This window comes from Amycolatopsis sp. NPDC043885 (assembly GCF_056435685.1).
On sequence record NZ_JBWKEA010000001.1, the window covers coordinates 1503046 to 1527802 of the forward strand.

Genomic DNA, 24757 nt, shown 5'->3' on the forward strand with positions numbered 1-24757 from the left:
CGGGGGCATGGATGGATTAGGCAGTGCTCTCTTCGGTCTCCTCGGCGGGACGCCGCATCTCCTGGCGGTAGCGGATCACGCCGTAGGCCGTGCCCACCACGAAGAACGCGACGCTCACCCAGAGCGCGACCGTCTTCACCCACGGAAGCTGGTCCAGCAGGCCGGCGCCGTAGTAGCCGAGCAGCACCAGCGTCGGTACCCAGAGCAGCCCGCCGAGCGCGGTCGCGAGCGCGAACCGGCGCGGATCCATCCGCGCGGTCCCCGCGATCAGCGGCGCCAGCGTGCGGATCCACGGGATCCAGCGCGCGGCGACGATGGCGAAGAAACCCTTGCGATCCAGGAAGGCCCTGGCGCGGTCCAGGTTGTGCCGGTTCAGTACCTTGCCGCCGCGGCGCGCGATCAGTTTCGTGCCCGTCGACCGCCCGATGTAGTACCCCACCTGGTTGCCGAGGATCGCGACCAGCAGTGCGGCGGCCGACAGCAGCCACGCGTTCAGGTCGGAGCCGTGCTGCGCGAGGACGACCCCGGCCGCGAACAGCAGGGAGTCGCCGGGCAGGAAAAGCCCGATGATCAGCGCGCACTCCACGAAGATGAAGCTCAGCACGATCACCCAGACGAGCACCGGCCCGGCGGTGTCGAGCCAGCTCACGCCGATGCCCGCGGCCTCGGTGTACACCTCACTCACGACGCGAGCCTACGTGTACTTCGCGAACCGCATGCGGCCGAACCGTGGAATCGGGGTGTCCGAAAGGTCCGGTCATGCGCTCCGCACGTGCGATGAAGGGGCCTTTCATCGCAAAATTCGCGATGAAAGGCCCCTTCATTGCAAGCCGGACTAGTGCTCGACAAGCTCGTCGAGCGCCTGGTCGTAGCTCAGCCGGACGTCATGTTCGGCCTGGTCGCCGCCCAACAGCTCCACCCGGCTGGTCGCGGGCGGGTAGCCGCTGGCGATCACCGTGTAGGTCCCGGCGGGCAGGTCACTGACCGTGTAGTTGCCCTCCGCGTCGGTCCTCGCCACGGCGGCGACGCCACCCGAGGAGTCGAGCACGGTGATCCGCGCGTCCGGCACCACCCGGTCACCGTCGGTGCGGGCGACACCGCTCAGCAGGATCGTGCTGACCAGCTCGAAGTCGTGACGCAGCACCCCGGCTCCGGTGGCGGTCAGCGTCGCCGCGACCGGCCGGAACCAGCGGCCGCTGGCGACGAGCGTGTACCGCCCGCCCACGATGCCGGCGAACGAGTAGACGCCGTTCTCGTTCGTGTGCGTCCTGGCCACCTGATTGCCGTTGTGGTCGATCAGGGTCAGCGCCGCACCCGCGACGTTCGTGGCGTCGTCCCGGCGGACATGCCCGCTGATCTGAGCGGATCCGGCCCGGTATGCCCCGTTCCCGTTGGTCATCGCGTGCTTGCCCGCCTCGACGGGCGCGGTCACGACCGTCTTCTCGGACGCCGTTTCGACAGGCGCGTCGTCCTCTTCGAGGAGCGCTTCGCCGCCTTCGAGAGCCGAAGCCGCCGAAGGAGCCGAGCCGCCGAGAAGCGGGATCTCCTTCATGAACATCAGGACCAGCGTCGCCAGCAGCGCGACCGCGCCCGCCACGTAGAACACCGTGGTGATCGACTCGGTGAAGCCGATCAGAACCGGGGTCTTGATGGCCTCGGGCAGGTTCGCGATACCGCTCGTGTTCGTGGTGAGGTCGCCCAGTGCCGCGGCGCCTTCACCGGTCGGCGCGTTGCCGCCGAACGCCTTGGTGATGTTGCCCGGCAGGACGTTGAACAGGATCGTCAGGAACACCGCGACACCCGCGGTACCACCGATCTGCCGGAAGAACGTCGCCGAAGCGGTCGAGACGCCCATGTCGCTGCGCGGGCCCGCGTTCTGCACCGCGATGATCAGCGTCTGCATGCAGGCACCGAGGCCGAGCCCGATGATCGCGGCCGCGACCAGCGGGTGCCACAGCGCGCTGTTGTACTCGACCTGCGCGAAGAAGAACGCGCCTCCTGCGATCAGCAGCGTGCCGACCACCGGGAACACCTTGTAGCGGCCGGTCTTGCTGGTGATCTGGCCCGAGATGATCGAACCGCTCATGATGCCCGCCATCAGCGGGATCATCAGCAGCCCCGACTCGGTCGGCGAGAACTCCTGCACCACCTGCATGTACTGCGGGATCATCATGATCGCGCCGAACATCGCGACACCGACGATGACGCCGCCGATGATCGCGACCGTGAAGGTCGAGTTCTTGAACAGCCGCAGCGGGATCAGCGCCGCGTCCTTCATCAGCTTCTCGATGAAGATGAAGGCGACCACGCCGATGGCGCCGATGACGTAGCAGATGATCGCGTTCTGCGAGCCCCAGCCCCACTTGTTGCCCTGCTCGGCGACGATCAGGAACGGGACGACGGCGACGATGAGCGCGAGTCCGCCCCACCAGTCGATCTTGTGGTCGTGGCGCTGGTGCGGCACGTTGAGCACGCGGGCGACGACGAACAGCGCGACGATCGCGATCGGCACGTTGATCAGGAAGACCCAGCGCCAGCCGTCGATCTGGTAGCCGAAGACGGTGCCGAGCGTGTCGAAGTCGGCGAAGAACCCGCCGAGCACCGGGCCGAGCACGGTGGAGATACCGAACACGGCGAGGAAGTAACCCTGGTAGCGGGCACGTTCCCGCGGCGGAACGATGTCGCCCATGATCGTCATCGCCAGCGACATCAGGCCGCCGGCACCGAGGCCCTGGATCGCGCGGAACGCGGCGAGCTCGTACATCGACGTCGCGAAGGCCGAGGCGACCGAGCCGATCAGGAAGATCGAGATCGCGGCGATGTAGAACGGCTTGCGCCCGTAGATGTCGGACAGTTTGCCGTAGATCGGCGTGACGATCGTCGAGGTGATCAGGTAGGCCGTGGTGATCCAGGCCTGCAGGTCGAACCCGTTGAGGTCGTTCGCGATGCGGACGATCGAGGTGCCCACGATCGTCTGGTCGAGCGCGGCGAGGAACATGCCCGACATCAGGCCGATCAGGATCGTGACGATCTGACGGTGACTGAGCCGGGGACCGTCTTCTTCGACGGCTGGTGGACTTTCTACTGCGGAACTCATTGCTTCAGGCCCCCTTGGCCTTCGACGCCGACGCGGGGTCGGCGAACTGTGGAGATGTTTTTTCGAGGTCGTCGTTCAGCCGGTGGAACAGCGAGTTGAGGGTTTTCCGGTCGTCGTCGGACCAGTCGCCGAGCACCTCGGCGAGCCACTGGTTCCGCTGCTTGCGGTTCTCCTCGAACACCCGATGCCCTTCGGCGGTCGGTGCGAGCAGGCAGGCGCGGCCGTCTTCGGGGTCGGCCAGGCGCTCGACCAGCCCGTGCTGGACGAGAGAGCTCGACTGCCTGCTGATGGTCGAGATCTCGGAGTGCAGGAACTCGGCGAGTTTGCTGGTCCGCTGGGGCCCGACGTGGATGAGGCAGAAGAGGATCGCGTACGCGGCCCGCTCGATACCGTCCGGTCCCTGCTTGGACACCTGGGACTTCGCCCGGTTGACCAGGCGCACGAGCCGCACGAGCTCATGCCCGAGGGTGTCGGCCAGATCGAGGTCGGCCTTCGACCTGGTGCCGGGTGTCGTGGGTGTCATGGTGGTCTCTCTCGCCGGTTGCTTGGTCACTGCAACTAGTTGCCTAGAGCAAGGATGTTCCTCCCAAGGATGCTTCGCAAGGAGAAAGTGACGTTGTGTGTCGGATGACACTTTAGTTGCCGCATGCAAGCACATTTATTCGTGCATGTTTGTCCGGTTCGCCCTGAGCTGCACTTTTGCTTTGATGGAGTCATGACCGACTCCGCGCTCTTCGCGATCCTCGCCGCCCGCGACTTCGGCACCCTCGCCACCATCAAGCGGGACGGCAGGCCTCAGCTGTCGACCGTCAATTACCTCTACGACGCGGACGCCGGCGCGATCCTGATCTCGATCACCGCACCGCGTGCCAAGACGAAGAACCTTCAGCGCGATCCGCGGGCGACGTTCCACGTGTCGACCGAGAGCGGCGACGGCTACGTCGTCGTCGAGGGGCCGGCGGTGCTCACGCCGACCGCCGCTTCGCGCGACGACGCGACCGTCGACGCGCTGGTGGACCACTACCGGCGGGCCAGGGGTGAGCATCCGGACTGGGACGAGTTCCGTGACGCCATGGTCGCCGACCGGCGCGTTCTGCTCACCATCCCGATCGAGCGCGTCTACGGCCTGCGGATGTAGGCCCCCTGCGTTTAGTCCTCTGAATGCGGTGGTTGCACGCGCAAGGACCGCATTCAGAGGACGAAACGCGTCAGCGCTGGATGCGGGCCTTGATCTCGTCGATCCGGTCGAGCAGGGGGCTCGCGTCGTCCCGGCCGAGCGCCGCCCGCAGGTAGAGGCCGTCGCCCACCAGGATGATCAGCTCGGCGGTCAGCGGGTCGTCGACGTGCTCGCTGATCAGGTCGTGGATCTTCTGGTTGTAGACCTGGACGACCTCGGCGACCCGCGGTTCGTTGAGCATGATCCGGATCGTCGCCATGGTCGTGCGGTGCAGCGGCTTGCGCTGGGTCACGTCGGTGATGGCGGTGCGCAGGTACCAGGAAACGACGCCTTCCGGCGCCTTCTGTGCCTGTTCGAGGTCTTCGTCCGACAAGGTGGCGAGACGCTCCATCAGGCCGTCCACCAGGGCTTCCTTCGAGCCGAAGTGGTAAAGCAGGCCACCCTTCGAGACGCCCGCGTGCGCGGCGACGGCGTCGAGGGTGACCCCGCCGGGGCCTTGCTCGATGAGGATCTCCTCGTAGGAGTCGAGGATGCGTTCCTTCGCGGTGGGCTTCGCCATATCAGTTGACTATACCGTCTGGACGGTTTACCTTCGGACGAGGCGGTAACTGTACCGTCCAGACGGTTTAGCTAAAGGAGAGTGCGCCATGGCGAGGCGCAAGCAGTGGTGGGCGTTGGCGGTACTGGTGCTTCCGGTGCTGCTGATCAGCGTGGACATGACGGTGCTCGGGTTCGCGCTGCCGTTCCTGTCCGAGGATCTGGCGCCCACCGGTGCGGAGCAGTTGTGGATCGTCGACATCTACTCGTTCATGCTGGCCGGCCTGCTGGTCCTGATGGGCACGCTCGGTGACCGCATCGGCCGTCGCAAGCTGCTGCTCATGGGTGCCGCGGCCTTCGGCGCCGCATCGGTGCTCGCGGCCTTTTCGACCAGCGCGTTCATGCTGATCATCGCCAGGGCGCTGCTCGGCGTGGGTGGCGCGACGCTGATGCCGTCGACGCTGTCGCTGATCCGCAGTATCTTCGTCGACCCGAAACAGCGCCGGATCGCGATCGCCGTGTGGAGTGCCGGGTTCTCCGGCGGGATGGCGGTCGGGCCGGTGCTCGGCGGCTGGCTGCTGGAGCACTTCTGGTGGGGTTCGGTCTTCCTCATCAACGTCCCCGTGATGGTGGTGCTGCTGATCGTCGGACCGTTCGTGCTGCCGGAGGCGCGTGACCCGAAGCCGGGCCGCTTCGACCCGCTGTCGGCGCTGCTGTCGCTGGCCGCGATGCTGCCGGTGGTCTACGGCATCAAGCTGGTCGCCGAACACGGCTTCACCTGGAAGGCCGCGGTCAGCGTCGTGATCGGGCTCGCGCTCGGTGTCGTGTTCGTCCGCAGGCAGAACAGCCTCGACGAGCCGATGCTCGACCTGAAGCTGTTCTCGAACCGGGCCTTCAGCGGCTCCGTCGTGACGAACATGCTCGGCGTGTTCGCCATGGTCGGCCTGCTGTTCCTGGTGCCGCAGTACCTGCAGCTGGTGCTCGGGCTGACTCCGGTCGTCGCCGCGCTGTGGATGCTCCCGGCGACGGTCGCCGGTGTCGCCGGAGCGCTCCTCGCGGCGTGGCTCGCGAAGCGGATCCGGGTATCGCTGCTGGTCAGCGGTGGTCTCCTGGTCGCGGCGGTCGGCTTCCTCGCGCTGACCCAGGTGTCGTCCGGCGGCGGGCTCGCGTACGTGGTGGTGTCGTTCACGCTGCTCGGCGGCGGTGTCGCCCTCTCGGAGACGCTGACGAACGACCTGGTCATCTCGGCCGCCCCGGCCGAACGCGCCGGAGCCGCTTCGGCGATCTCCGAGACCGGGTTCGAGCTGGGCGGGGCGCTCGGCACGGCCATCCTCGGCAGCGTCGCGACCGCGGTCTACCGGTCCGGCCTGCCGGAGGGGACGGCCGAATCCGCCCGGGACACGCTCGGCGGCGCCGTCGCGACGGCGCAGCAGCTCGACCCTGCCGCGGGGCAGGCGCTCCTGGAATCGGCTCGCGAAGCCTTCACCCAGGGGGTGCACGTTACCGCATGGGCGGGTGTGGCCGTGCTCATCTATACAGGCGTCCAGGCCTTCATTCTGCTCGATCGGAAAAAAATTTCCGCAGTGCGGATCTAATCGAGCTTACGATGGGGGCATGAGCAACCATGCCCTGGTCACCCGGCTCCGCGAGCGTCTCGGCGACGCCGCGGTGCTCACCGACACCGACGTCACGGACGCCTACTCGCGCGACATGATGCCGCTGGCCGCCAGCGGCAAACCCCTCGCGGTGGTGCTGCCGTCCGATGCGGAGGGTGTGCAGGCCGTGGTCAAGGCCTGTGCGGAGTTCGAGGTGCCCATCGTGCCCCGCGGCGCCGGCAGTGGTCTGTCCGGTGCCGCGAACGCGATCGACGGCTGTGTCGTGCTGGTGCTGACCAAACTCGACCGGATCGTCGAGATCGACGAAGGCAACCGGCTCGCCGTCGTGCAGCCCGGCGTGGTGAACCTCGATTTCCGCAACGCGGTGGAGAAGCACGGCCTGTTCTATCCGCCGGACCCGTCCAGCTACGACTGGTGCACCATCGGCGGGAACCTGTCCACCAACGCCGGTGGCCTGTGCTGTGTGAAGTACGGCGTCACCACGGATTCCGTGCTGGGGCTGGAAGTCGTGCTCGCCGACGGCTCCGTGCTGAAGACCGGGCGCCGCACGGTGAAGGGGGTCGCGGGCTACGACCTCGCACGGCTCTTCGTCGGCAGTGAGGGCACGCTCGGCGTGATCACACAGGCGACCGTCGCGCTGAAACCGTTGCCGCAGCTGCCCGCCACACTCGTCGCCGCTTTCAACAGCACGGAGGCCGCGGGCGAGGCCGTCGCGCGAGTCGTGCGTGAGGGGCTGGTGCCGTCGCTCATGGAGATCATGGACGCGACGTCCATCAAGGCGGCCGAGGCCTACCTCAAGACCGACCTCGGCACGAGTTCGGACTGCAAAGCCTTGCTGCTCGCGCAATCCGACTCCGGCGGCGAGGTCGCTCGCCGGGAACTCGCGGCGCTGGAACAGATCTGTGTCGACTGCGGCGCGGATCTGGCCTACGCCACCGAAGATCTCGAAGAGGGCAAGATGCTGCTGCAGGCGCGGCGGGTCGTGCTCACCGCGCTGGAGATGTACGGCGTCTGGCTGACCGACGACGTCTGCGTGCCACGGACGCGCATCGCCGAGCTGATCGCCGGCTGCGAGCGGATCAGCGAAGAGGTCGGGTTGCGGATCGCCGTCGTCGGCCACGCCGGTGACGGCAACATGCACCCGACGATCGTCTACGCGCCCGACTCCGAGGAGGAGTTCGCCCGCGCGCGGACGGCCTTCGACGCGATCCTCGACGTCAGCCTGTCGCTGGGCGGGACGGTCACCGGTGAGCACGGCATCGGCCGGATCAAACGCGAGTGGCTCGCGAAGGAGATCGGCGAGGTCGGCATCCGCGTGCACCGGCAGATCAAGCAGGCTTTGGACCCGGGGAACCTCTTCAACCCGGGCTCGATGTTCTCTCTCTGAACGCCGAGGTCTGTGGGAATCGTCCGCTCGGCGTGACTCGCGTGCTTGGGCACGGAACTCACGTGCTTGAAGGCCGCACTCGTGTGTGCGGTCTCCGAGCACGCGAGTTCCGTGTCTGAGCACGCGAGTGCGGTGCCGGGTCACCCAGGACAGCCGCTCGCCCGAACACCGCTGAACGCCATGAACGGTCCGTTACTTGCAAAATTTGCAAGTAACGGACCGTTCACGGCACTTCGTAAGGGGTCAGTCCCGGATGCGCGGGATCTGCTGAGTGACGTCCTCGGCGGTGTCGACGACGAGGCCGGTCGCGGTGTTCGCGTGCTTCTTCTCGCGGCGCGCCTTCAGGTACTCGATCACGATCGGCACCACCGAGACCAGCACGATCAGGATGAAGATCGCGTCCACGTTGTCGCGGATGAACGCGACGCCGCCGAGCAGGTGACCGAGCGCGGTGATCCCGGCGGCCCACAGGATGCCGCCGATGACGGTGTAGGTGAAGTACTTCTTCGGGTCCATCTTGCCGATGCCGGCGATCCACGTGATGAACGTCCGCACGAACGGCACGAACCGCGCCAGCACGACCGCCTTCGGCCCGTGCTTCTCCAGGAAGGCGTGGGTCTGGTCGACGTACTTCTTGTTGAAGAACTTCGAGTCCGGTTTGCGGAACAGCCAGGGCCCGACCTTCCAGCCGAGGCCGTAGCCGAGCAGGTTGCCGACCAGCGCGGCGACCGTGACCAGCACGCACACCAGCCACAGCGGTGCCTCGATCGAGCCGTTCGCGATGAACAGGCCCGCGGTGAAGAGCAGGGAGTCACCGGGCAGCACCGGGAAGATGCTGCTCTCGATGAAGATGATCAGGCAAAGCACGGTGATGACCGGAACGGTCAGTCCGCTGAGCAGGTGCTGCGGGTCCAGCCACTCCGGCAGGAGGCCCATCGTCGTCACGGTGTTCTGCGCCAGGATCACACCAAAACGGTACAGGGTGACGCTGAGTGCCTTGACCCGGCGGGAGAGGGCGGCTCAGATCAGCGTGAGCAGCCCGATCACGGAGCCGGCTGCGAGCCCCAGCAGGACAGCCAGCAACAACACCCAGTACGCGGGCAGAGGCGGGCTGCTCGGCGAAGGTGCCCGAGGCGGGGTCGGACGCTCTGCCAGCCTGGCCGTTTCCGCATCCTCCAGCGCGACGCGCTCCCGTTCGAGCGAGCCGGCACCGGCACCGGACAGCAGGCCGTACTGAAGCGGCAGTTCGTGTTCTCCGGGAGCCCCGGGGTTACTCTCGGTGTCCGTTTCGGCCGGTTTGTCCGCAGTCGTCTCGGAGACCCGCTCCGCCGAAGGGGCGAAGACGGCTTGAGCGCGCAGGGCGTCGGCTAGGAGCTTCTCCGGGTCCTTGGGCTCGCTCATCCGGGACTCCTTTCGCCGCTACCCGTCGCTGACCGACACGCCGCCTTCGACCGCCCCGCTCAGCGGGGCCGTGGCGCTCAATGTAGCCGCAGCGTCGTCCTTGACCCACTCGCCCTGACGAAGCACCCTGACCGGCCGCAGGTCGCGGTCGAGCACGACGACGTCGGCCGCGAGCCCGGCGCGCAGCGAGCCGGTCCGGTCGGCGATGCCGAGCAGTTCCGCGGGGCGTCCGGAGGTCGCACGGACGGCGTCGAGCAGGTCGATGCCCGCCCCGCGGACCATGTTGCGGAAGGCCGCGTCCATGGTCAGCGTGCTGCCCGCCAGCGAACCGTTGCCCGCCAGGGTGGCGACACCGTCACGGACGTCGACCTCGAGGCGGCCGAGGATGTAGCTGCCGTCGGCGGCGTCGGTGGCCGACATGGCGTCGGTGATGAGCACGGTCCGGCCCTTGCCCGCGTGGTGCGCGGCCAGCCGCAGCACGGTCGGGTGCACGTGGACGAGGTCGCAGATCAGCTCGACGGTGATGCGCTCGTCGTCGAGGAGCGCGCCGATCGGGCCGGGTTCGCGGTGGTGGAGAGGCCGCATGGCGTTGAAGAGGTGCGTCGCGACGGAGGCGCCCGCGTCGATCGCGGGGATGATCTGGTCCTCGACGCCGTCGGTGTGCCCGATGGCGGCGATGACGCCCGATTCGGCCAGTTGCCGGACCGCCTTGATCCCGCCGTGCAGTTCGGGGGCGAGGGTGACCATCCGGATGTCGCCGCGGCCGGCGCCGAGTAGCGCGTTGACCGTCGCCGTGTCCGGCTCGATCAGCGTCGCCGGGTCGTGCGCTCCGCACCGCGCCTTCGAGATGAAGGGTCCTTCAAGGTGAATTCCGGCAAGTTCACCCTCTTGGACCAGCTCACGCAGGGCCGCGATCTGGTCCCTGAGCACGGGGACGGGATCCGAGACCAGACTGCCGAGCATGGTCGTGGTCCCGTGCCGCCGATGCGCGCGGACCGCGCGGAGCAGCTCCTCGGGGTTCGCGCTGGAGAACGACCCGCCCCCGCCGCCGTGGCAGTGGGTGTCGACGAAGCCGGGCACGACCAGGCACCCGTCGACGTCCACGCGGTCGATGTCCGGGGGTGTCCCGGAACCGATTTGGACGATCTTGCCGCCGGCGATAGCCAGCCAGCCGTCGTCGAGTACACGGTCCGGGGCGACGACCCGGCCGCCCACGATCACGAAATCTCCGGCGCCTCTCACGCCCCCCAGCATATATTGGTCTGGACCAAGCATGGCGGCACAACCCAGCGGTCGAGATGAAGGCCGGGCATCAGTTCGGTGACTGCATCGCTTTCTGCAGTGCCTCCAGCGCCCGGCTGGCGGTTGACTTAACGGTACCTTTCGAGATCCCCGCGGCCTCGGAGATTTCGGCCTCACTCAGCCCACCGTAGTAACGGAGGACCAAAACCTCGCGCTGGCGAGGGGGCAGTTTGGACAAAGCGCTCACCACGGCCTGATGTTCACTCGACAGCATGGCGAGACTTTCGGCCGAACGCGCGTTGACGGCGTGCGGTGCGACGTACTCGCGTGCGGTCTTGCGGCGGCGCAGCACACTGCGTGATCCGTTGACCACGGCGGTGCGCAGGTATCCGACGGCCGCGGCGGCGTCACGCAGGCGTCCCCAGTTGCGGTGCAGCCCGGTGAAGGCCTCCTGGACGACGTCCTCGGCGGTCGCGGGTTCGTCCACGAGCAGGATGGCCAGCCGGACGAGCCGCATCCGGTGCTGGCGATAGAGATCCTCAAGGGTCAGCGGTGCCGCAGGCGGCGGTGGCGTGACCGGTCCGTCCATGGTGCGCAAGTGGCCGAGGGTCGCCTCGACACTGCGTTCCGCGTTGCCCTCGAGCATGTACCCCTACCTGTTCATTTACCCCTTTGAAGCACAACCTGTGCGTGGCGCTCGATCAGCGTATCGGGTGGGGCGGGAGTCCTGCCTGATCGGATCCTGAGAAGCTGGGGGCGTCTGTTGGAGCGACCTTGGAGATGTCGATGGCCTGGTTCCTGGTGGAGATCACGTACGTGCAGGAGAAGCTGGCGGACGTGCGCCCCCGGCACCGGGAATTCCTTTCCCGCCTCGCCGACCAGGGCGTCGTCGCGCTCGGTGGTCCGCTGGGCGACGGCTCCGGCGGGATCTCGATGTACCAGGCGGCGGACGAGGCGGCGCTGATGGAGATCATCGACCAGGACCCGTACCACCTCGAAGGTGTCGTCGCGGAGCGGACGGTGCGCGAGTTCAAACCCGTGATCGGCGCCTGGATCCCCTGACGGCTCAGAGATCGAGGGTGACCGGCTCGCGTTCGACGCAGACCCGGACGCGGTCGCCGGTCACCGTCGGCAGTTCGCACGTCCCGCAGAACCCCTGACGGCACGAATACGCGATACCGGGCACGGTTTCGCGCAGGACGTCGAGCGTCGTCCGGTCGGCGGGCACGTCCAAAATCCTGCCGCTGCGGGCCAGTTCGACGCGGAACGGCTTGCCGCCGACGATCGGCGGCGTCGAGAACCGTTCGAAGAACACCGGTCCCGAAGCACGCAGTGCCGCGTCCGTGCGGACGCCGACGATCATCGGAACCGGGCCGCAGCAGTAGATCGGCGCGCCTTCCGGGGCGCCGTCGAGAAGTTCGGCGCCCGAAGCGGGGATCCCGTAGTCCGTGTCCGGACGAATCCAGACACGGTCGGAGAATTCGGACAATTCCTCCAGGAATGGCATCGAGGCTTCGTCGCGCCCGGTGTAGACCAATCGCCAGTCCGCGCCCGCCGCGGCGGCTTGCCGCACCATCGGCAGGATCGGCGTGATCCCGATACCGCCCGCGATGAACAGGTACGCCGGGCTCGCGACGAACGGGAACGCGTTGCGCGGGCCGCGCGCCGTGATCCGGGCGCCCTTCTTCAACGCGTGCACCGCCGTCGATCCCTCGCCGAGCAGGCGGACACCGACGCGGTAGGCCGAGCGGTCGTCCGGATCGCCGCACAGGGAGTACTGACGGACCAGCCCCGGCCGTGGCGAAAGGTCGATGTGCGCGCCGGGCCGCCATCGCGGCAGCGGTTCGCCGTGTTCGTGCACCAGCCGCAGGCCGGCGACGCCGTCGGCTTCGGTACGGACCTCGTCGACGACCAGCGGGAGATCACGGTCGACGGCGACCACCGGCGGACGACGGCGGCCGCTCACCCCGCTGAGCCTGCGGTACAGCGCGACGACACCGGTCAGGGCCGCCATCGCGCGGTCGGTCCGCCCGCTGCCGTCGAGCCGCAGCGGCCGGGTCATCGTGGTTCGTCGGCGGCCAGCGCGGCCGGCGAACTCGCGAGGTACGCGACGGCCTGATCGGTATTGCCCGTTTCCGTCGGGTGATAGGACTTCCGGAAGTACGGCCGGATCTCGCGCCGCAACTGCTTGCCCGACGGCAGGAGCCCGAGCTTCGCCACGCGCAGATAGGTCCGGAAACTCGTCTTGCCCGGCCGCGTCGGGTCGTTCTTCATGAGGAACCTGGTGCCCCGCAGGAAAACCCAGGCGAGCACCGGCGTTACCACGAGCATGCTGCGCACGCGGCGGGTGTAGCGGCCGTCGAGGTGCATGAACAGATCGAAGGCGACCGAGCGGTGCTCGACCTCTTCGGCACCGTGCCAGCGCAGGAGGTCCAGCATCGTCGGGTCGGCGCCCGCTTTGTCGAGCGCTTCGGCGTCGAGGATCCACTGGCCGAGGAAAGCGGTGTAGTGCTCGATCGCGGCGATGACGGCGAGCCGTTCGATCAGCCATTCCTCGCGCCGCTTGGCGGAAAGCTCGCGGTCGCCGAGCAGGCGGCGGAACATCCACTCCATCTGCGCGATGTACGGCCGGACGTGGACGCCCGCCGCTTCGAGGTGTTCGGCGGCGCCGTCGTGCGCCTCGGCGTGCATGGCTTCCTGGCCGATGAAGCCGAGGACGTCTTCTTTGAGGCGCTCGTCGCGGATCAGCGGCACGGCCTGCTTGAACACCTCGACGAACCAGCGTTCGCCCTCCGGCAGCGCCAGATGCAGCACGTTGATGGTGTGCGTCGCCTGCGGTTCGCCGGGAATCCAGTGCATCGGCAGCGACGCCCAGTCGAATTCGACGTCGCGAGCGTGCAGGACGATCTGCTCGTGGTCCGTCACGACGACCTCCCGCTGAGTTCGTAGTCGCTCGGGTCGACCTTGCGGGTGTCGAGCCAGTAGCGCCAGGTGAAGCCCGGCCAGATCGTGCGGTTGACACCCTTCGCGTCGAGGTACCAGCTCTTGCAGCCGCCCTGGGTCCACACGCCCTTGACGAGTTTGTCCTGGATCTCGCGCTGGAACTTCTCCTGCACACCGGCGCGGACGTCGAGCGCGGCGGCGCCACGGGAATCGGCGAGCTTGATCGCGTCGACGACGTACCGCGCCTGCGACTCGATCATGAAGACCACGGAGTTGTGGCCCAGCGCGGTGTTCGGGCCGAGGAGGAAGAACAGGTTGGGGAAGCCGGAAACGGTGATGCCCTTGTGCGTGTGCATCCCCTCGGTGGCCCATTCCTTGGCGAGGTCGCGGCCGTCGATCCCGGTGATGTCCAGGTATTCCAAGGCATCCGTGACCTTGAAGCCGGTGCCGTAGATGATCGCGTCGACCTCGTGCTCGACGCCGTTCCCGTCGACGACACTGCGCGCCTTGACCTCGCGCACGCCTTCGGTGTTGACGTCCACATTGGACCGGTTGATCGCCGGGTAGTAGTCGTTGGAGATCAGCACCCGCTTGCAGCCCATGGTGTAGTCGGGGGTGACCTTCTTGCGCAGCTTCGGATCCTTGATGGCCTTGCCGATGTGGCGCTTCGCGATCACCTCGCCTGCCTTCATGATCGCGGGATGGCCGTTGAAGCCGACGGCGCGCACTTCGAGGAACCAGTAGAGCGCGTTGCGGTAAAGCCGCTGCACGCCGGGAATCCGGCGGAACGCGGTCTTGGCCCAGCCCGGCATGGCGTGGTCGGGCTTCGGCATGATCCACGGCGGCGTGCGCTGGAACAGGGTCAGCTCGTCGACCTCGGGGGCGATCTTCGGGACGAACTGGATCGCGCTGGCGCCGGTGCCGACCACGGCGACCTTCTTGCCGCGAAGGTCGTACTCGTGGTTCCACTGCGCGGAATGCCAGGTCTGGCCCTTGAACTTCTCGATTCCGGGCAGCTCGGGCACCTGCGGGATGTGCAGGCCGCCGACGCCCGAGATCAGGAACCGCGCCTCGAACTCACCCGACTTCGTGTGCACGTGCCAGCGGCGCGAGGTCTCGTCCCACGTCGCGCCGGTGAGCTCGACGCCGAAGCGGATCTTGCGCCGCAGCCGGTACTTGTCGGTGACGTCCTTGAGGTACTGGAAGATCTCCGGGGCGGGTGAGAACGACCGCGACCAGTCCGGGTTCTGCTCGTACGAGAACGAGTACATGTGGGACTGCACGTCGCAGGCGCAGCCGGGGTACGAGTTGTCGCGCCACGTACCGCCGACTTCGTCCGCCTTCTCCAGGATCACGTAGTCGGAGATCCCGGCTTTTTCGAGCTGGATGGCCTGGCCGAGCCCGGAAAAACCGGTGCCCACGATCACGACCTTGAATCGCTCGGTCATCTGGCAATCCTCCACTTCGAGGCGTTCGTGCCCAGATGACGTTACCTCAAGTAACAGTTACTTGCTAGTACTACCTACCCGTCAGTATGTGCCGCCGAGCTTCGTGTGGTCCCAGCTCACGATCTTGGTCGGCCGGAAGATCAGCCCGATCCGCTTCGGGGCCTGCTTGCCGATGAAGCCCGTGAGCTCGTCCGGAACGGGATCGCCCGGCTTCGCGCCTGCGTAGCGCTGCATGAGCTGGATACCCATCTGGGTGACCACGGCCGTATCGGTGATGACCTCGACGTCGGCTTCGAGTGAGACCCCGCGCAGCTTGTCGTAGCTTTCGCCGTCCTCGATGAGCACGGTGGCGCGGGGGTCGCGCTCGAGGTTCTTCGCCTTCTGGGACGTGCCGTAGGTCCAGGTCGCGACGCCGGACTCGTGCGGGTAGTACCAGAGGGGCGCCAGATGCGGGCGGCCGTTCGGGCCGATCGTCGCGACGTTGATGACCTTCTGCTCGTCGAGGTACGCGGCGAGTTCGTCAGGTGACATGCGGATCTGGTCGCGACGGGACATACGTCAGCCCTTTCGTGTGGCGGCCCGGCCTGCCTGACCGGTCACTGAAGATTCGTACGCGCCGCGCTCCTTGATGTCCATGAGCGCCGCGGCGTCGGCCTTCTTGATCCGGCTCTTGGCGCCGATCTCGATGATCGGCGGCAGGAACGCGCGGATCAGCTTGAGACCGCCGACCCAGCGGGGAACGTGCACGGTGCGGGCGCGTTTGTTGACCCCGGCCTGGAGGTGGTCGAGCGCGACGGACAGCGGATAGGTCTTGCCGAGCAGGCCGGGCATGCCGGCGCGGAGCTTGCCGAAGACCGGGTGCTGGTCGGCGCTCTCGACGAGGTCGGTGCGGATCCAGGTCGGGTGCGCGACGCCGACCTTCACGCCGAGGTGGGCGACTTCGGCGCGGAAGCTGTTGCAGAACGCCTCGACGCCGGCCTTCGCGGCGGCGTAGTTGGCCATGCCCGGGGCGTGCGTGATCGCGGCCAGCGAGGAGATCGCGAGCAGGTAGCCCTTGCGGTCGATGACATGCGGAAGGGTGACGCGGAAGGTGCGCCAGACGCCGAGGAGGTCGACCTCGATGACCTTCTCGAAGGCGGCCGGATCCACCGACCGGACGAAACCGGAGGTCGCGATGCCGGCGTTCGCGATGACGATGTCGATCCCGCCGAAGTGTTCGACGACGCCCGCGGTCGCGCGTTCGAGGTCGTCCCAGCTGGTGACGTCGGCTTCCCAGGCGTGGGCGCTGGGGCCGATCTTGTCGGCGACCGCCTGCTGTTCCTTGGCTTCGATGCCGACCAGTGCGACCTTCGCGCCCTGCGCGGCCAGGCGCTCGGCGAGTCCCGCGCCGATGCCCCTCGCGGCGCCGGTGATCAGGACGACCTTGCCGTTCACGCTGTTCTTGGCCACGTTGCCTCCTCGTCCGAGCCCTAAGGCTTTCGGACGGTACCTCAACCTACCCGGAGTAAGCTACCCGCAAGTAAGTCCGCGCTCCGTCCTCTGGATGCGGTAGTTCGTGGTGCCAACTACCGCATTCAGAGGACGAAATGCGGGGGGTGTCAGCGCGAGGCGGAGGTGAGGGCGTCGATCTCGTCGGGGGTAAGCGAGAGGTCGACGGCGGGCAGGAGGTCGTTCAGCTGCTCGACCGAGCGGGCGCTCGCGATGGGCGCGGTGACGGTCGGCCGCGCGAACAGCCAGGCGAGGGAAACGGTGGCGACCGGGACGCCGCGGGACTCCGCGACCTCGTCGAGCGCCGAGAGCACCCGCTCGCCGCGTTCGTCCAAATAGGACGAAGCGCGGGCGGCGCGCGGACTGTCGCCGAGGTCGTCCTTCGACCGGTACTTCCCGGCGAGAAAACCCTTGGCCAGCGAGAAATACGGCAACGTGGTCAGACCTTCGCGCTCGACCGTCGGCGCCAGGTCCCGCTCGTAGTCCCGCTCGACGAGGTTGTAGTGCGGTTGCAGCGCGACGAACTTCGCCAGCCCCTCGCGATCCGAAATGGACAGTGCCTCGCTCAGCCGTTCGGCCGAGTAGTTCGACGCCGCGATGTAACGGACCTTGCCCGCGCGCACGAGCGCGTCGAAGGCGCGCAGCGTCTCCTCGATCGGGGTGTCCGGATCGTCGATGTGCGCGTAGTAGAGGTCGATGTGATCGGTCCGGAGCCGTCGGAGCGAGTCTTCGGCCGCCGCCGCGATGTTCGCCGCCGACAGGCCCTTCCGCTCCTCCCACATACCGGTCTTGGTCGCGATGACGACGTCGTCGCGTCGGCCGCGCTTGGCCAGCCACTCGCCGATGATCGTCTCGGAACCGCCTGCCGAATAAAGGTCGGCCGTGTCGATGAAGTTGCCGCCCGCCGCCGTGTAGGCGTCGAGGACGGCGAAGGACCGCTGCTCGTCCGCGGTCCAGCCGAAGACGTTGCCGCCGAGGTTGATCCCACGGACGTCGAGGTCGGTATTCCCGAGTTTCGCCATGGCTCGAACTTAAGGGAAGACATCGCCCGCTCGCGGTGTTGCCTCGGTACATGGGAATCGAACTCGGCAGGATCGGCATCTGGCAGCACGAAAGCGTGTTCACCCCCGGACTCGCGCGCGAGCTGGAGGAACTCGGATACGGCGCCATCTGGCTCGGCGGATCGCCCGCGGGTGACCTCGCGAAAGCGGAGGAACTCCTCGACGCGACGAAGACGATCAAGGTGGCCACCGGCATCGTCAACATCTGGAAGGACGACGCGGCCACGGTCGCGGAGTCCTACAAGCGCATCGAAGCGAAACACCCGGGCCGCTTCCTGCTCGGTGTCGGCGCCGGGCACCGCGAGCACACCGCGGAGTTCAAGAAGCCGTATACGGCGCTGGTCGAGTACCTCGACGCGCTCGACGCCGCCGGAGTGCCAGTCGAAGGCCGCGCGCTCGCCGCGCTCGGCCCGAAGGTGATCAAACTCGCAGGGGACCGCACGGCGGGCGCTCACCCGTACCTGATGACGCCCGAGCACACGCGCCAGGCGCGGGAAATCCTCGGGGAGGGGCCGCTGCTCGCGCCCGAGCAGAAGGTCGTCCTCGAGACCGATCCGGCGAAGGCCCGCGAGATCGGGCGGGGCACCGTCAAGTTCTACCTTGGCCTCGTCAACTACACGAACTCCCTGCGGAAACTCGGTTTCACCGACGAGGACCTGGCGGGCGAGGGCAGTGACAAGCTGGTCGACGCGCTGGCCGTGCACGGCGACGCCGAGACGGTCGCCCGCGGCGTCACCGCGCATATCGAGGCCGGGGCGGACCACGTCAACATTCAGGTACTGAACTCCGACCCCCTGCCGGTCTACCGGGCGCTCGCCGCGGTCCTCCTCTGACGCGACGGCTGTAGGCACCTCCCGGCCGACCTCGTACGATGCGGCCGAGAGGTGCACCAGCCTGCTTCGAGGAGGAGTAAACGATGCCCATCGCCACCCCCGAGGTCTACGCGGAGATGCTCGACCGGGCGAAGGCGAACGAATTCGCCTACCCGGCCATCAACGTGACCTCGTCGGAGACCCTGAACGCCGCCATCCGCGGGTTCGCCGAGGCGGAGAGCGACGGGATCATCCAGTTCTCCACCGGCGGCGCCGAGTTCGCGTCCGGCCAGAAGGTCAAGGACATGGTGACCGGTTCGGTCGCGCTCGCCGAGTTCGCCCAGGTCGTCGCCGCCAAGTACGACGTGAACGTCGCGCTGCACACCGACCATTGCCCGAAGGACAAGCTCGACGGCTTTGTCCGCCCGCTGATCGAGATCTCGGCGGAGCGCGTCAAGAACGGTCAGCACCCGCTGTTCCAGAGCCACATGTGGGACGGTTCCGCGATCGACCTCGACGAGAACCTCGAGATCGCGCAGGAGCTGCTCGCCAAGGCCGCGGCCGCGAACATCATCCTCGAGGTCGAGATCGGCGTCGTCGGCGGCGAGGAAGACGGTGTCGAAGCCGAGATCAACGAGAAGCTGTACACCGCCGAGGGCGACTTCCTGAAGACGATCGACGCGCTCGGCTCCGGCGAGAACGGCCGCTACCTGCTGGCCGCGACCTTCGGCAACGTGCACGGCGTCTACAAGCCCGGCAACGTGAAGCTGCGCCCGGACGTGCTCAAGGGCGGCCAGGAGGCGGCGGCGAAGAAGCTCGGCCTCGCGGCCGGTTCGAAGCCGTTCGAGCTCGTGTTCCACGGCGGTTCCGGCTCGCTGCCGGAGGAGATCCGCGAGGCGGTGTCGTACGGCGTCGTGAAGATGAACGTCGACACCGACACGCAGTACGCCTTCACCCGGCCCATCGCGGACCACTTCTTCAAGAACTACGACGGCGTCCTGAAGATCGACGGCGAGGTCGGCAACAAGAAGGTCTACGACCCGCGTAGCTACCTGAAGGCCGCCGAAGCCGGCATGGCCGCGCGCGTCGTCGAGGCCGCTCAGTCGCTGGGCTCCGCGGGCAAGAAGCTCTGACCAGTACGCATTTAGTCCTCTAAATGCGGAAGTACGTGAAGGCCCCCTTCACTGCGCTAGGCGCAATGAAGGGGGCCTTCACGTACTCAGAGCCTCAGGCGGCGGGGAGCGTCGTCTTCTCGCGGCGCTTCTCCAGCAGCGAGTTCATCGCCCGCGTCCCCGGACCGGCGGCGGCCCACAGCACGCCGACCCCGGCCAGGCAGACCGCGGCCGTCCAGTAGGCCACCGGCGGCGCAGACTCCGTCTGCGCGTCACCGAGGATCCACGGCCGGAACTGCGACTGCACCCACAGCATCCCGTAGCCGAACGCCGTCACCAGCAGCGCGCCCGCGCCCGCCGTCAGCAGCGGATGGCCGCGGCCGATGCGGAACGCCAGGTCGACGGCGAGGCCGACGGCGAGCAGGTAGAACGGCACGACCGAGACCGGGAAGCCCATCCCGAGCAGCAGCGGCCACATCACCAGCCGGTAGGCGAGGTAGGCGGCGGCGACCGTCGTCCCGGCCCAGCGGAAGCCGGTGGTGTGCCGCGCCAGCGCGAAGATCAGCGCCATCACGCCGATACCCCACAGCGGGTAGACCCAGTCGTCGATCGGCATCGTGAAGTACTCGACGGCCACCCGATCGACCGGATGCCCGATCTGGTTGGCGGCGAAGTTCAGCAGCTCGGGCTCGGCCTGGGGCGTGCCGCGCTCCCAGGCGCGCAGGCCGAGGATGCCGTACTCCTGCTGACCGTTCGGGAAGAAGGTGTTCTCCAGGAAGAACGCCCACAGTCCGATCAGGACACCGGTGCGCCGGCGGCCGGGCTTCGCGTACTTCAGCCAGCCCATGATCACTCCGGCCTGCATGATGCCCGTTCCGATGTAGAGCATCATGTGCGACGGGCTCCACGCGGTCAGGTCGAGACCGTTGACGCGGTGGTTGATGACGTCCAGCGGCGCCGCGATGAGGAACACCACGAGCCCGACCTGCATCAGCCGCAGGGACCGCCGGTCGGCGCCCATCCCGGTGTAGCTGTGGATCGCCACCAGCACCATGATGATCACCGTGCCGACGGTGTTGATCAGGTGCGGCGGGGCGAGGTCGTCGCGCAGCCACATGAAATGCCACGACATGTCCCACGACGAGCCGACCAGCTTGAAGGCGAACGCCGCCAGCCACATCGAGTAGCAGAAGTTCAGCACCCAGTCCGGCGTCGCCTGTCCCGGCGCGCCGCGGTGCCAGTGGAGCTTGAAGAACAGCCTCGTCTTCGCGATCGGGCTGCGGGGGATGACACCCGGCGAAAGGTCCCCGGTCACTTCTGTCGCCTTTGTCATGCGGGCCATCTTCCCTGCTCCAGATCACGGGATGAGCATTTGGGGTCGAAAATCGGGGTTCACCCGTAGGGGTGGCTGATTTGCGGTCGGCGTGCGAAGCAGGGCAAGGTGTGCCGCCATGATGCCGAAACGACTCGTCGCGGCGGTCCTCGTCGCCGCTCTGGTGCTGGCCGGTGGGGGCATTCTCGGGAGCCTGTTCTTCTAGTCACACGGGGTGGGCACAATGGCCCGTATGACGAACCTCCTCGGCCCCCAGCCGACGCATCTCCCCGAGCACACCGCCGCGCAGGCGGCGCTGGACGCCGGGACCGATCCGGCCGCCGTCGCCGCCGAGCACCCCGACTACAGCGAGGCGTGGGCCGCCCTCGCCGAGAAGGCGCTCGAAGCCGGCGAGACCGTCGCCGCGTACGCGTACGCCCGCACCGGCTACCACCGCGGCCTCGACCAGCTTCGCCGCGCGGGCTGGAAGGGACACGGTCCGGTGCCGTGGTCGCACCGCCCGAACCAGGGTTTCCTGCGTTCCCTCGCGGTCCTCGGCAAGGCCGCCGGCAAGATCGGCGAGACCGAGGAGTACGACCGCTGCCGGACCTTCCTCAGCGACTCGGACCCCGCCGCCGCGGAAGCCACCGGCCTCAAGTAGCGCGCTATGAAAGGTCCCTTCCATGCAAAATTTGCAAGGAAGGGACCTTTCATAGCACTCGGTGAGCCCTAGAACAGGCCGCAGTTCCCCACGGCCGGCAGCCCCGCGAAGCGTCCTTCAAGCCAAGCGAAAGCCTCCGGGAAAGCCCGGATCGCCCCGCCGACGTGCGTCGGAACCAGCGAAGTCGAGAACTGCACCTTCGCGCCCTTCGCGCACCACGAGCGCGCCATGGTCCGTCCCTGCGCGTAGGGGACGATGTCGTCGAGTGCGCTGTGGACGACCAGCGTCGGCGCGCCCGGCTTCCGTGCTCCGATGAGCTGCTCGCCGACTCGCGTCTTGTACGGCTCTTCGCCGAGGTACGCGGTCAGCGGCCTTCCGTCCTTCGTCAGGTCCTTCGACTGCGTGAAGGCGTGTCCGAAGATCGCGTCCCCGGTGCACTCCTGCTTGACCTTCTCGAACGCTTCGGCGCCCTTCGCGTTCAGCAGAGAGGGAATGTTCAGTTCCGGGTACGCCGCGTCCATGCTGACCAGCGTGAATCCGAGGAACCCGAAGGCGTAGTGCCCGTCGATGTTCTTGCCGACCTCGGCCAGGTCGGCCGGGACGGCGCCCGCGTACGAGCCCTTCAGCTTGAGTTCGGGCGCGTACGACGGCTGGAGTTCGGCGGCCGACGCAGATGCCCCGCCGCCCTGCGAGTAGCCCGCGGTCGCGACCGGGCCGTTGTCCGGCAGGTTCGCTTCGGGGAGGCGCTGTGCCGCGCGGATCGAGTCGAGGACGGCGTTGCCCTCGGCCGCGCGGTTGACGTACGTGTGGACACCCGGGGTGCCGAGGCCCTCGTAGTCGGTGACGACGACGCCGTAGCCGCGAAGCAGCAGCCCGGCGATGAAGGGGCCTTCGTACTCCATGCCCGCAGCGAGGGCTTTCGACGGCGCGCACTGGTCGCCGACGCCCTGCGTCCCGGCCGCGTAGCCGATGACCGGCCGTTCGCCCGCGCCGGTCCACGCCTTCTTCGGGGTGAGGACGGTGCCGGTCACGGCGTTGGCCTTGCCGTGGGTGTCGGTGCTGCGGTACATGATCCGCCGCACGTCCGCGTCGGCCTTGATGAGTTTCACGGGATCGACGTAGAAGGTGGACGGTTCGTGCCGGATGATGTCGCCGGGAGCACCCGCGGGCAGCGGCGACGGGGGATCGTAGAAGGACGGGGCGGCCGTGGCCTGCGGTGCCCCGAAGGTCAGCAGGGCCGCGATGGTGGCCGCTGAGACGGCGGCGGAAACACCGCGCCGGGATCCTGGACGCATGCTTGCTCCTCGTTGAGCACAAACATTTTCGACAGATGTGTCGAAAAAGAGAGTCAGTGAGGTGGCGCACAATGTCAAGCCCGGCGCCGCGAGGGAGACCCCGCAAACTCCCGATCGGCGAGCAACGCGCGCGGGTGCTGAGTTCGGCCGCCGGTGTCTTCGCGGTGCACGGCGCGCAGGCCGCGACGATCGAGCAGATCGCCCGGCGCGCGGGCGTGTCCCGCCAGGCCGTCTACGAGCAGTTCGGCGATCGCACGACGTTGTTCACGCAGGTCGTCGCGGATATCGAGGAACGGGCCTTCGAGGCGATCGGCGCACCCGCCCTGGACCTCTCTCAGCCCGAGCTGCGGTCCTGGGCGCGCGCCAACTACGCCAACATGTTCGCCTTCGTAGCGGCGAACCCCGACGCGTTCCCCGTCCTGCGCGAGGCGGAGCGCATGGGCGACCCGGCCCTCACCCGGCTGCGGGAACGGCTCGCCGGCGTCTACACCGAGGCGAGCAGGCAGCGCTGGGCCCGGCACGGCGTCGACTCCGGCCGCGCGGACAAGGCGCTGGTCACGCTGTTCTTCGCGATGACCGAGGCGCTCGTCCAGGCGAGCTGGGACGGTGAGCCGCCCGACGCGGACGCGCTCATCGACCTGCTCACCGAATTCACCGTCGGCGGCGTCGTCCGTCTTCGAACCGAGGCCGCCGACGTGATGGAAAGACTCCGTTAGGCCGCGACGGCCTCCAGAGGCATTCCAGCCACGTCGGCGACCGACGCCAGATCCGGGGACGAGACCACGCGGTTGCGGCCGTTGCGTTTGGCCGCGTAGACCGACGCGTCGGCGGAGGCCATGACCTCGTCGATCGTCCGGCCGTCGAGCGGGTACGTCGCGACGCCGACCGACGCCGTCCGCTGTTCGATGACCACGGGGTTGCCCTCGTTGTCCTGGGTCCTGATGACCATTTCGCTGATGCGCTGCCGGATGCGCTCGGCGACCGCGACGGACTCGTGCTTCGAAGACGAGGTCAGGAGCACGACGAATTCCTCACCGCCGAAGCGGCCGGCGAGGTCCTGCGTCCGCGTTTCGGCCTTGACCAGCGCCGCGACACCCTTGAGCACGTCGTCGCCCGCGAGGTGGCCGTACGTGTCGTTGATGCTCTTGAAGTGGTCGAGGTCGATCATCAGCGCGCCGAACTGGCCGTTCTCGCGCTCGGCGCGGGCGACCTCGCGGATGGCGCCCTGCTGCCAGGTCGTCGCGTTGAGCAGCTGGGTCTTCTGATCGGTGGTCGCGAGCTCTTCCAGCTGCTTGATCAGCACCGAACGCTGCAGCACGTACAGCGGCAGGAAGATCAGCAGGACGAGCGCGGGCTGGTACGGAAGGGCCGCGATGACCAGGCCGCCGAGGCACACCGTGGAGAGTTCGAGGATGTTGTCGTCCCAGGTGCCGAGGCAGTTGGGGACGGAAGCCTTGCCGGGGGCGGCCAGATAGAGCCCGATCCCCGTGAGAGCGGTGTTGACGACGAAGAAGGCGAGGCCCGCGAAGCAGATCGAAGAGACCGTCACTGAAGCGTCACCCACGAGCTGCACGGCCCCCCAGCCGGCGAACGCGGACATCGTCATGGTTGTGGCGTTCGCCACAGTCCGATGGGGATTCACGTGACGAATCCCCGACCAGCTGCGGAAACCGAGGTGAAGATAGATCACCGCGACGAGAAGCGCGGAGAGCTGCGGCGGCAGGATGAACGCGCCGGGGAAGACCCAGACCGACGTCATGCTGACGTGCGGGGTGATGCTCAGGCTGCGCCGCTGGTGCTCGATCCGCCGGGTCGCCTCGGCCTGCACGATCGCCAGTGCCGCGAGCAGCAGGCAGGTCATGACCTGCGACGTTTCGATCGCGACGGTCATGGTGAAGATCCCGGTCAGCGCGAGCATCGCCGCGACCGTCAGCCCCGTGAAGGTGATCCAGTTCGTGGGCCGCTTCCAAAGCTCCCACGCCGTTACCGTGAGAGCCGAACGATGTCCAGCGCGTTCCTCCGATGTGATCATCTTTCCCCCTGACTGTTGCGTCATTCTCCGAAACCCCCTACTTACCGACAGCTTCCACTGACTTGCGGGCTGTCGACAAGCTCCCTAGGTGTGTACTTTTCTCTGAGAGACCGAGGGAAAGGTGCCAGCGATGGCC

Annotated in this window: 25 protein-coding genes; 8 read left to right on the forward strand and 17 right to left on the reverse strand. The window is 67.7% G+C overall.

The window, feature by feature from the left end; all coding sequences use genetic code 11:
• Positions 1-16: 16 nt before the first annotated feature.
• The 3 genes from AC069I_RS07530 to AC069I_RS07540 all read right to left on the reverse strand — a co-directional run bounded on the left by AC069I_RS07530 (position 17) and on the right by AC069I_RS07540 (position 3620).
• Complete coding sequence (locus AC069I_RS07530; RefSeq protein ID WP_125679558.1) at positions 17-685, reverse strand: DedA family protein; 669 nt, start codon at positions 683-685, stop codon at positions 17-19.
• A gap of 150 nt (positions 686-835) precedes the next feature.
• Positions 836-3097, reverse strand: a complete 2262-nt coding sequence (locus AC069I_RS07535; protein ID WP_478224177.1) for an MFS transporter — start codon at positions 3095-3097, stop codon at positions 836-838.
• A gap of 4 nt (positions 3098-3101) precedes the next feature.
• A complete protein-coding gene (locus AC069I_RS07540; protein ID WP_125784806.1) occupies positions 3102-3620 on the reverse strand; it encodes a MarR family winged helix-turn-helix transcriptional regulator in 519 nt (172 codons plus the stop codon).
• 192 nt (positions 3621-3812) lie between these two features.
• Here AC069I_RS07540 and AC069I_RS07545 point away from each other — a divergent pair, with 192 nt between their 5' ends.
• A complete protein-coding gene (locus tag AC069I_RS07545) occupies positions 3813-4235 on the forward strand; it encodes a PPOX class F420-dependent oxidoreductase (protein ID WP_478224179.1) in 423 nt (140 codons plus the stop codon).
• A gap of 70 nt (positions 4236-4305) precedes the next feature.
• Here the strand turns inward: AC069I_RS07545 and AC069I_RS07550 are convergent, their stop codons facing one another.
• Entirely contained in the window at positions 4306-4833 is a 528-nt protein-coding gene (locus tag AC069I_RS07550; RefSeq protein WP_478224180.1) for a TetR/AcrR family transcriptional regulator, read from the reverse strand.
• A gap of 88 nt (positions 4834-4921) precedes the next feature.
• Here AC069I_RS07550 and AC069I_RS07555 point away from each other — a divergent pair, with 88 nt between their 5' ends.
• Both AC069I_RS07555 and AC069I_RS07560 read left to right on the forward strand, forming a co-directional pair.
• Entirely contained in the window at positions 4922-6406 is a 1485-nt protein-coding gene (locus AC069I_RS07555; RefSeq protein ID WP_478265025.1) for an MFS transporter, read from the forward strand.
• Positions 6407-6425: 19 nt separating this feature from the next.
• A complete protein-coding gene (locus tag AC069I_RS07560; RefSeq protein ID WP_478265026.1) occupies positions 6426-7814 on the forward strand; it encodes an FAD-binding oxidoreductase in 1389 nt (462 codons plus the stop codon).
• A 243-nt stretch (positions 7815-8057) separates the two neighbouring features.
• Here the strand turns inward: AC069I_RS07560 and AC069I_RS07565 are convergent, their stop codons facing one another.
• The 4 genes from AC069I_RS07565 to AC069I_RS07580 all read right to left on the reverse strand — a co-directional run bounded on the left by AC069I_RS07565 (position 8058) and on the right by AC069I_RS07580 (position 11103).
• Positions 8058-8780 (reverse strand): DedA family protein, encoded by a 723-nt coding sequence (locus AC069I_RS07565; protein ID WP_478224183.1) that lies wholly within the window; start codon positions 8778-8780, stop codon positions 8058-8060.
• A 54-nt stretch (positions 8781-8834) separates the two neighbouring features.
• Positions 8835-9215: a hypothetical protein gene (locus AC069I_RS07570; protein ID WP_478265027.1), complete on the reverse strand. Its 381-nt coding sequence runs from the start codon at positions 9213-9215 to the stop codon at positions 8835-8837.
• 18 nt (positions 9216-9233) lie between these two features.
• Positions 9234-10436, reverse strand: coding sequence for an N-acetylglucosamine-6-phosphate deacetylase (gene nagA / locus AC069I_RS07575; protein WP_478265170.1), 1203 nt, complete (start codon positions 10434-10436; stop codon positions 9234-9236).
• Between the two features lie 91 nt (positions 10437-10527).
• Positions 10528-11103: a SigE family RNA polymerase sigma factor gene (locus tag AC069I_RS07580; protein WP_007032484.1), complete on the reverse strand. Its 576-nt coding sequence runs from the start codon at positions 11101-11103 to the stop codon at positions 10528-10530.
• Positions 11104-11243: 140 nt separating this feature from the next.
• On the opposite strand from AC069I_RS07580, the gene AC069I_RS07585 reads away from it, so the two are divergent.
• Positions 11244-11519, forward strand: coding sequence for a YciI family protein (locus AC069I_RS07585; RefSeq protein WP_340686204.1), 276 nt, complete (start codon positions 11244-11246; stop codon positions 11517-11519).
• Positions 11520-11523: 4 nt separating this feature from the next.
• Here AC069I_RS07585 and AC069I_RS07590 read toward each other — a convergent pair whose 3' ends face one another.
• The 6 genes from AC069I_RS07590 to AC069I_RS07615 all read right to left on the reverse strand — a co-directional run bounded on the left by AC069I_RS07590 (position 11524) and on the right by AC069I_RS07615 (position 17358).
• A complete protein-coding gene (locus AC069I_RS07590) occupies positions 11524-12519 on the reverse strand; it encodes a PDR/VanB family oxidoreductase (RefSeq protein ID WP_478265028.1) in 996 nt (331 codons plus the stop codon).
• On the reverse strand, positions 12516-13382 hold the full coding sequence (locus AC069I_RS07595) for a metal-dependent hydrolase (protein WP_465371132.1): 867 nt from the start codon (positions 13380-13382) through the stop codon (positions 12516-12518). Before AC069I_RS07595 ends, AC069I_RS07590 begins: the two co-directional genes overlap by 4 nt.
• The gene (locus AC069I_RS07600) at positions 13379-14848 is read right to left on the reverse strand and encodes a flavin-containing monooxygenase (protein ID WP_478224186.1); all 1470 of its coding nucleotides are present in this window, start codon (positions 14846-14848) and stop codon (positions 13379-13381) included. The genes AC069I_RS07595 and AC069I_RS07600 overlap by 4 nt, the downstream gene beginning before the upstream one ends.
• 81 nt (positions 14849-14929) lie before the next feature.
• Complete coding sequence (locus AC069I_RS07605; RefSeq protein ID WP_125679571.1) at positions 14930-15403, reverse strand: pyridoxamine 5'-phosphate oxidase family protein; 474 nt, start codon at positions 15401-15403, stop codon at positions 14930-14932.
• 3 nt (positions 15404-15406) lie between these two features.
• Complete coding sequence (locus AC069I_RS07610) at positions 15407-16297, reverse strand: SDR family oxidoreductase (protein WP_478224187.1); 891 nt, start codon at positions 16295-16297, stop codon at positions 15407-15409.
• A gap of 149 nt (positions 16298-16446) precedes the next feature.
• Positions 16447-17358, reverse strand: a complete 912-nt coding sequence (locus AC069I_RS07615; protein WP_478224188.1) for an aldo/keto reductase — start codon at positions 17356-17358, stop codon at positions 16447-16449.
• A gap of 50 nt (positions 17359-17408) precedes the next feature.
• Between AC069I_RS07615 and AC069I_RS07620 the strand changes: the two genes are divergently transcribed.
• Positions 17409-18230 (forward strand): LLM class F420-dependent oxidoreductase, encoded by an 822-nt coding sequence (locus tag AC069I_RS07620; RefSeq protein WP_478224189.1) that lies wholly within the window; start codon positions 17409-17411, stop codon positions 18228-18230.
• Between the two features lie 83 nt (positions 18231-18313).
• The gene (gene fbaA / locus AC069I_RS07625; protein WP_034312446.1) at positions 18314-19342 is read left to right on the forward strand and encodes a class II fructose-bisphosphate aldolase; all 1029 of its coding nucleotides are present in this window, start codon (positions 18314-18316) and stop codon (positions 19340-19342) included.
• Positions 19343-19436: 94 nt separating this feature from the next.
• On the opposite strand, the gene AC069I_RS07630 is transcribed toward fbaA, so the two are convergent.
• Complete coding sequence (locus AC069I_RS07630; protein ID WP_478265029.1) at positions 19437-20654, reverse strand: hypothetical protein; 1218 nt, start codon at positions 20652-20654, stop codon at positions 19437-19439.
• 232 nt (positions 20655-20886) lie between these two features.
• Between AC069I_RS07630 and AC069I_RS07635 the strand changes: the two genes are divergently transcribed.
• Entirely contained in the window at positions 20887-21294 is a 408-nt protein-coding gene (locus AC069I_RS07635) for a DUF3151 domain-containing protein (protein WP_007032496.1), read from the forward strand.
• A 68-nt stretch (positions 21295-21362) separates the two neighbouring features.
• Here the strand turns inward: AC069I_RS07635 and AC069I_RS07640 are convergent, their stop codons facing one another.
• On the reverse strand, positions 21363-22589 hold the full coding sequence (locus AC069I_RS07640) for a lipase family protein (protein WP_478224191.1): 1227 nt from the start codon (positions 22587-22589) through the stop codon (positions 21363-21365).
• A 134-nt stretch (positions 22590-22723) separates the two neighbouring features.
• On the opposite strand from AC069I_RS07640, the gene AC069I_RS07645 reads away from it, so the two are divergent.
• A complete protein-coding gene (locus AC069I_RS07645; protein WP_340688523.1) occupies positions 22724-23305 on the forward strand; it encodes a TetR/AcrR family transcriptional regulator in 582 nt (193 codons plus the stop codon).
• Here AC069I_RS07645 and AC069I_RS07650 read toward each other — a convergent pair.
• Entirely contained in the window at positions 23302-24621 is a 1320-nt protein-coding gene (locus AC069I_RS07650) for a sensor domain-containing diguanylate cyclase (protein ID WP_478224192.1), read from the reverse strand. The genes AC069I_RS07645 and AC069I_RS07650 overlap by 4 nt on opposite strands.
• Positions 24622-24757: the final 136 nt, after the last annotated feature.

Excerpts from the sequence above, each read along its gene's own strand:
- AC069I_RS07630 (WP_478265029.1), bottom strand. The coding sequence starts at position 20,654 with ATGACAAAGGCGACAGAAGTGACCGGGGACCTTTCGCCGGGTGTCATC.
- AC069I_RS07635 (WP_007032496.1), top strand. The coding sequence starts at position 20,887 with ATGACGAACCTCCTCGGCCCCCAGCCGACGCATCTCCCCGAGCACACC.
- AC069I_RS07615 (WP_478224188.1), bottom strand. The coding sequence starts at position 17,358 with ATGGCGAAACTCGGGAATACCGACCTCGACGTCCGTGGGATCAACCTC.
- AC069I_RS07620 (WP_478224189.1), top strand. The coding sequence starts at position 17,409 with ATGGGAATCGAACTCGGCAGGATCGGCATCTGGCAGCACGAAAGCGTG.
- AC069I_RS07540 (WP_125784806.1), bottom strand. The coding sequence starts at position 3,620 with ATGACACCCACGACACCCGGCACCAGGTCGAAGGCCGACCTCGATCTG.
- AC069I_RS07590 (WP_478265028.1), bottom strand. The coding sequence starts at position 12,519 with ATGACCCGGCCGCTGCGGCTCGACGGCAGCGGGCGGACCGACCGCGCG.
- fbaA (WP_034312446.1), top strand. The coding sequence starts at position 18,314 with ATGCCCATCGCCACCCCCGAGGTCTACGCGGAGATGCTCGACCGGGCG.
- AC069I_RS07650 (WP_478224192.1), bottom strand. The coding sequence starts at position 24,621 with ATGATCACATCGGAGGAACGCGCTGGACATCGTTCGGCTCTCACGGTA.
- AC069I_RS07535 (WP_478224177.1), bottom strand. The coding sequence starts at position 3,097 with ATGAGTTCCGCAGTAGAAAGTCCACCAGCCGTCGAAGAAGACGGTCCC.
- AC069I_RS07580 (WP_007032484.1), bottom strand. The coding sequence starts at position 11,103 with ATGCTCGAGGGCAACGCGGAACGCAGTGTCGAGGCGACCCTCGGCCAC.
- AC069I_RS07585 (WP_340686204.1), top strand. The coding sequence starts at position 11,244 with ATGGCCTGGTTCCTGGTGGAGATCACGTACGTGCAGGAGAAGCTGGCG.
- AC069I_RS07545 (WP_478224179.1), top strand. The coding sequence starts at position 3,813 with ATGACCGACTCCGCGCTCTTCGCGATCCTCGCCGCCCGCGACTTCGGC.
- AC069I_RS07560 (WP_478265026.1), top strand. The coding sequence starts at position 6,426 with ATGAGCAACCATGCCCTGGTCACCCGGCTCCGCGAGCGTCTCGGCGAC.
- AC069I_RS07640 (WP_478224191.1), bottom strand. The coding sequence starts at position 22,589 with ATGCGTCCAGGATCCCGGCGCGGTGTTTCCGCCGCCGTCTCAGCGGCC.
- AC069I_RS07605 (WP_125679571.1), bottom strand. The coding sequence starts at position 15,403 with ATGTCCCGTCGCGACCAGATCCGCATGTCACCTGACGAACTCGCCGCG.
- AC069I_RS07555 (WP_478265025.1), top strand. The coding sequence starts at position 4,922 with ATGGCGAGGCGCAAGCAGTGGTGGGCGTTGGCGGTACTGGTGCTTCCG.
- AC069I_RS07600 (WP_478224186.1), bottom strand. The coding sequence starts at position 14,848 with ATGACCGAGCGATTCAAGGTCGTGATCGTGGGCACCGGTTTTTCCGGG.
- AC069I_RS07570 (WP_478265027.1), bottom strand. The coding sequence starts at position 9,215 with ATGAGCGAGCCCAAGGACCCGGAGAAGCTCCTAGCCGACGCCCTGCGC.
- AC069I_RS07550 (WP_478224180.1), bottom strand. The coding sequence starts at position 4,833 with ATGGCGAAGCCCACCGCGAAGGAACGCATCCTCGACTCCTACGAGGAG.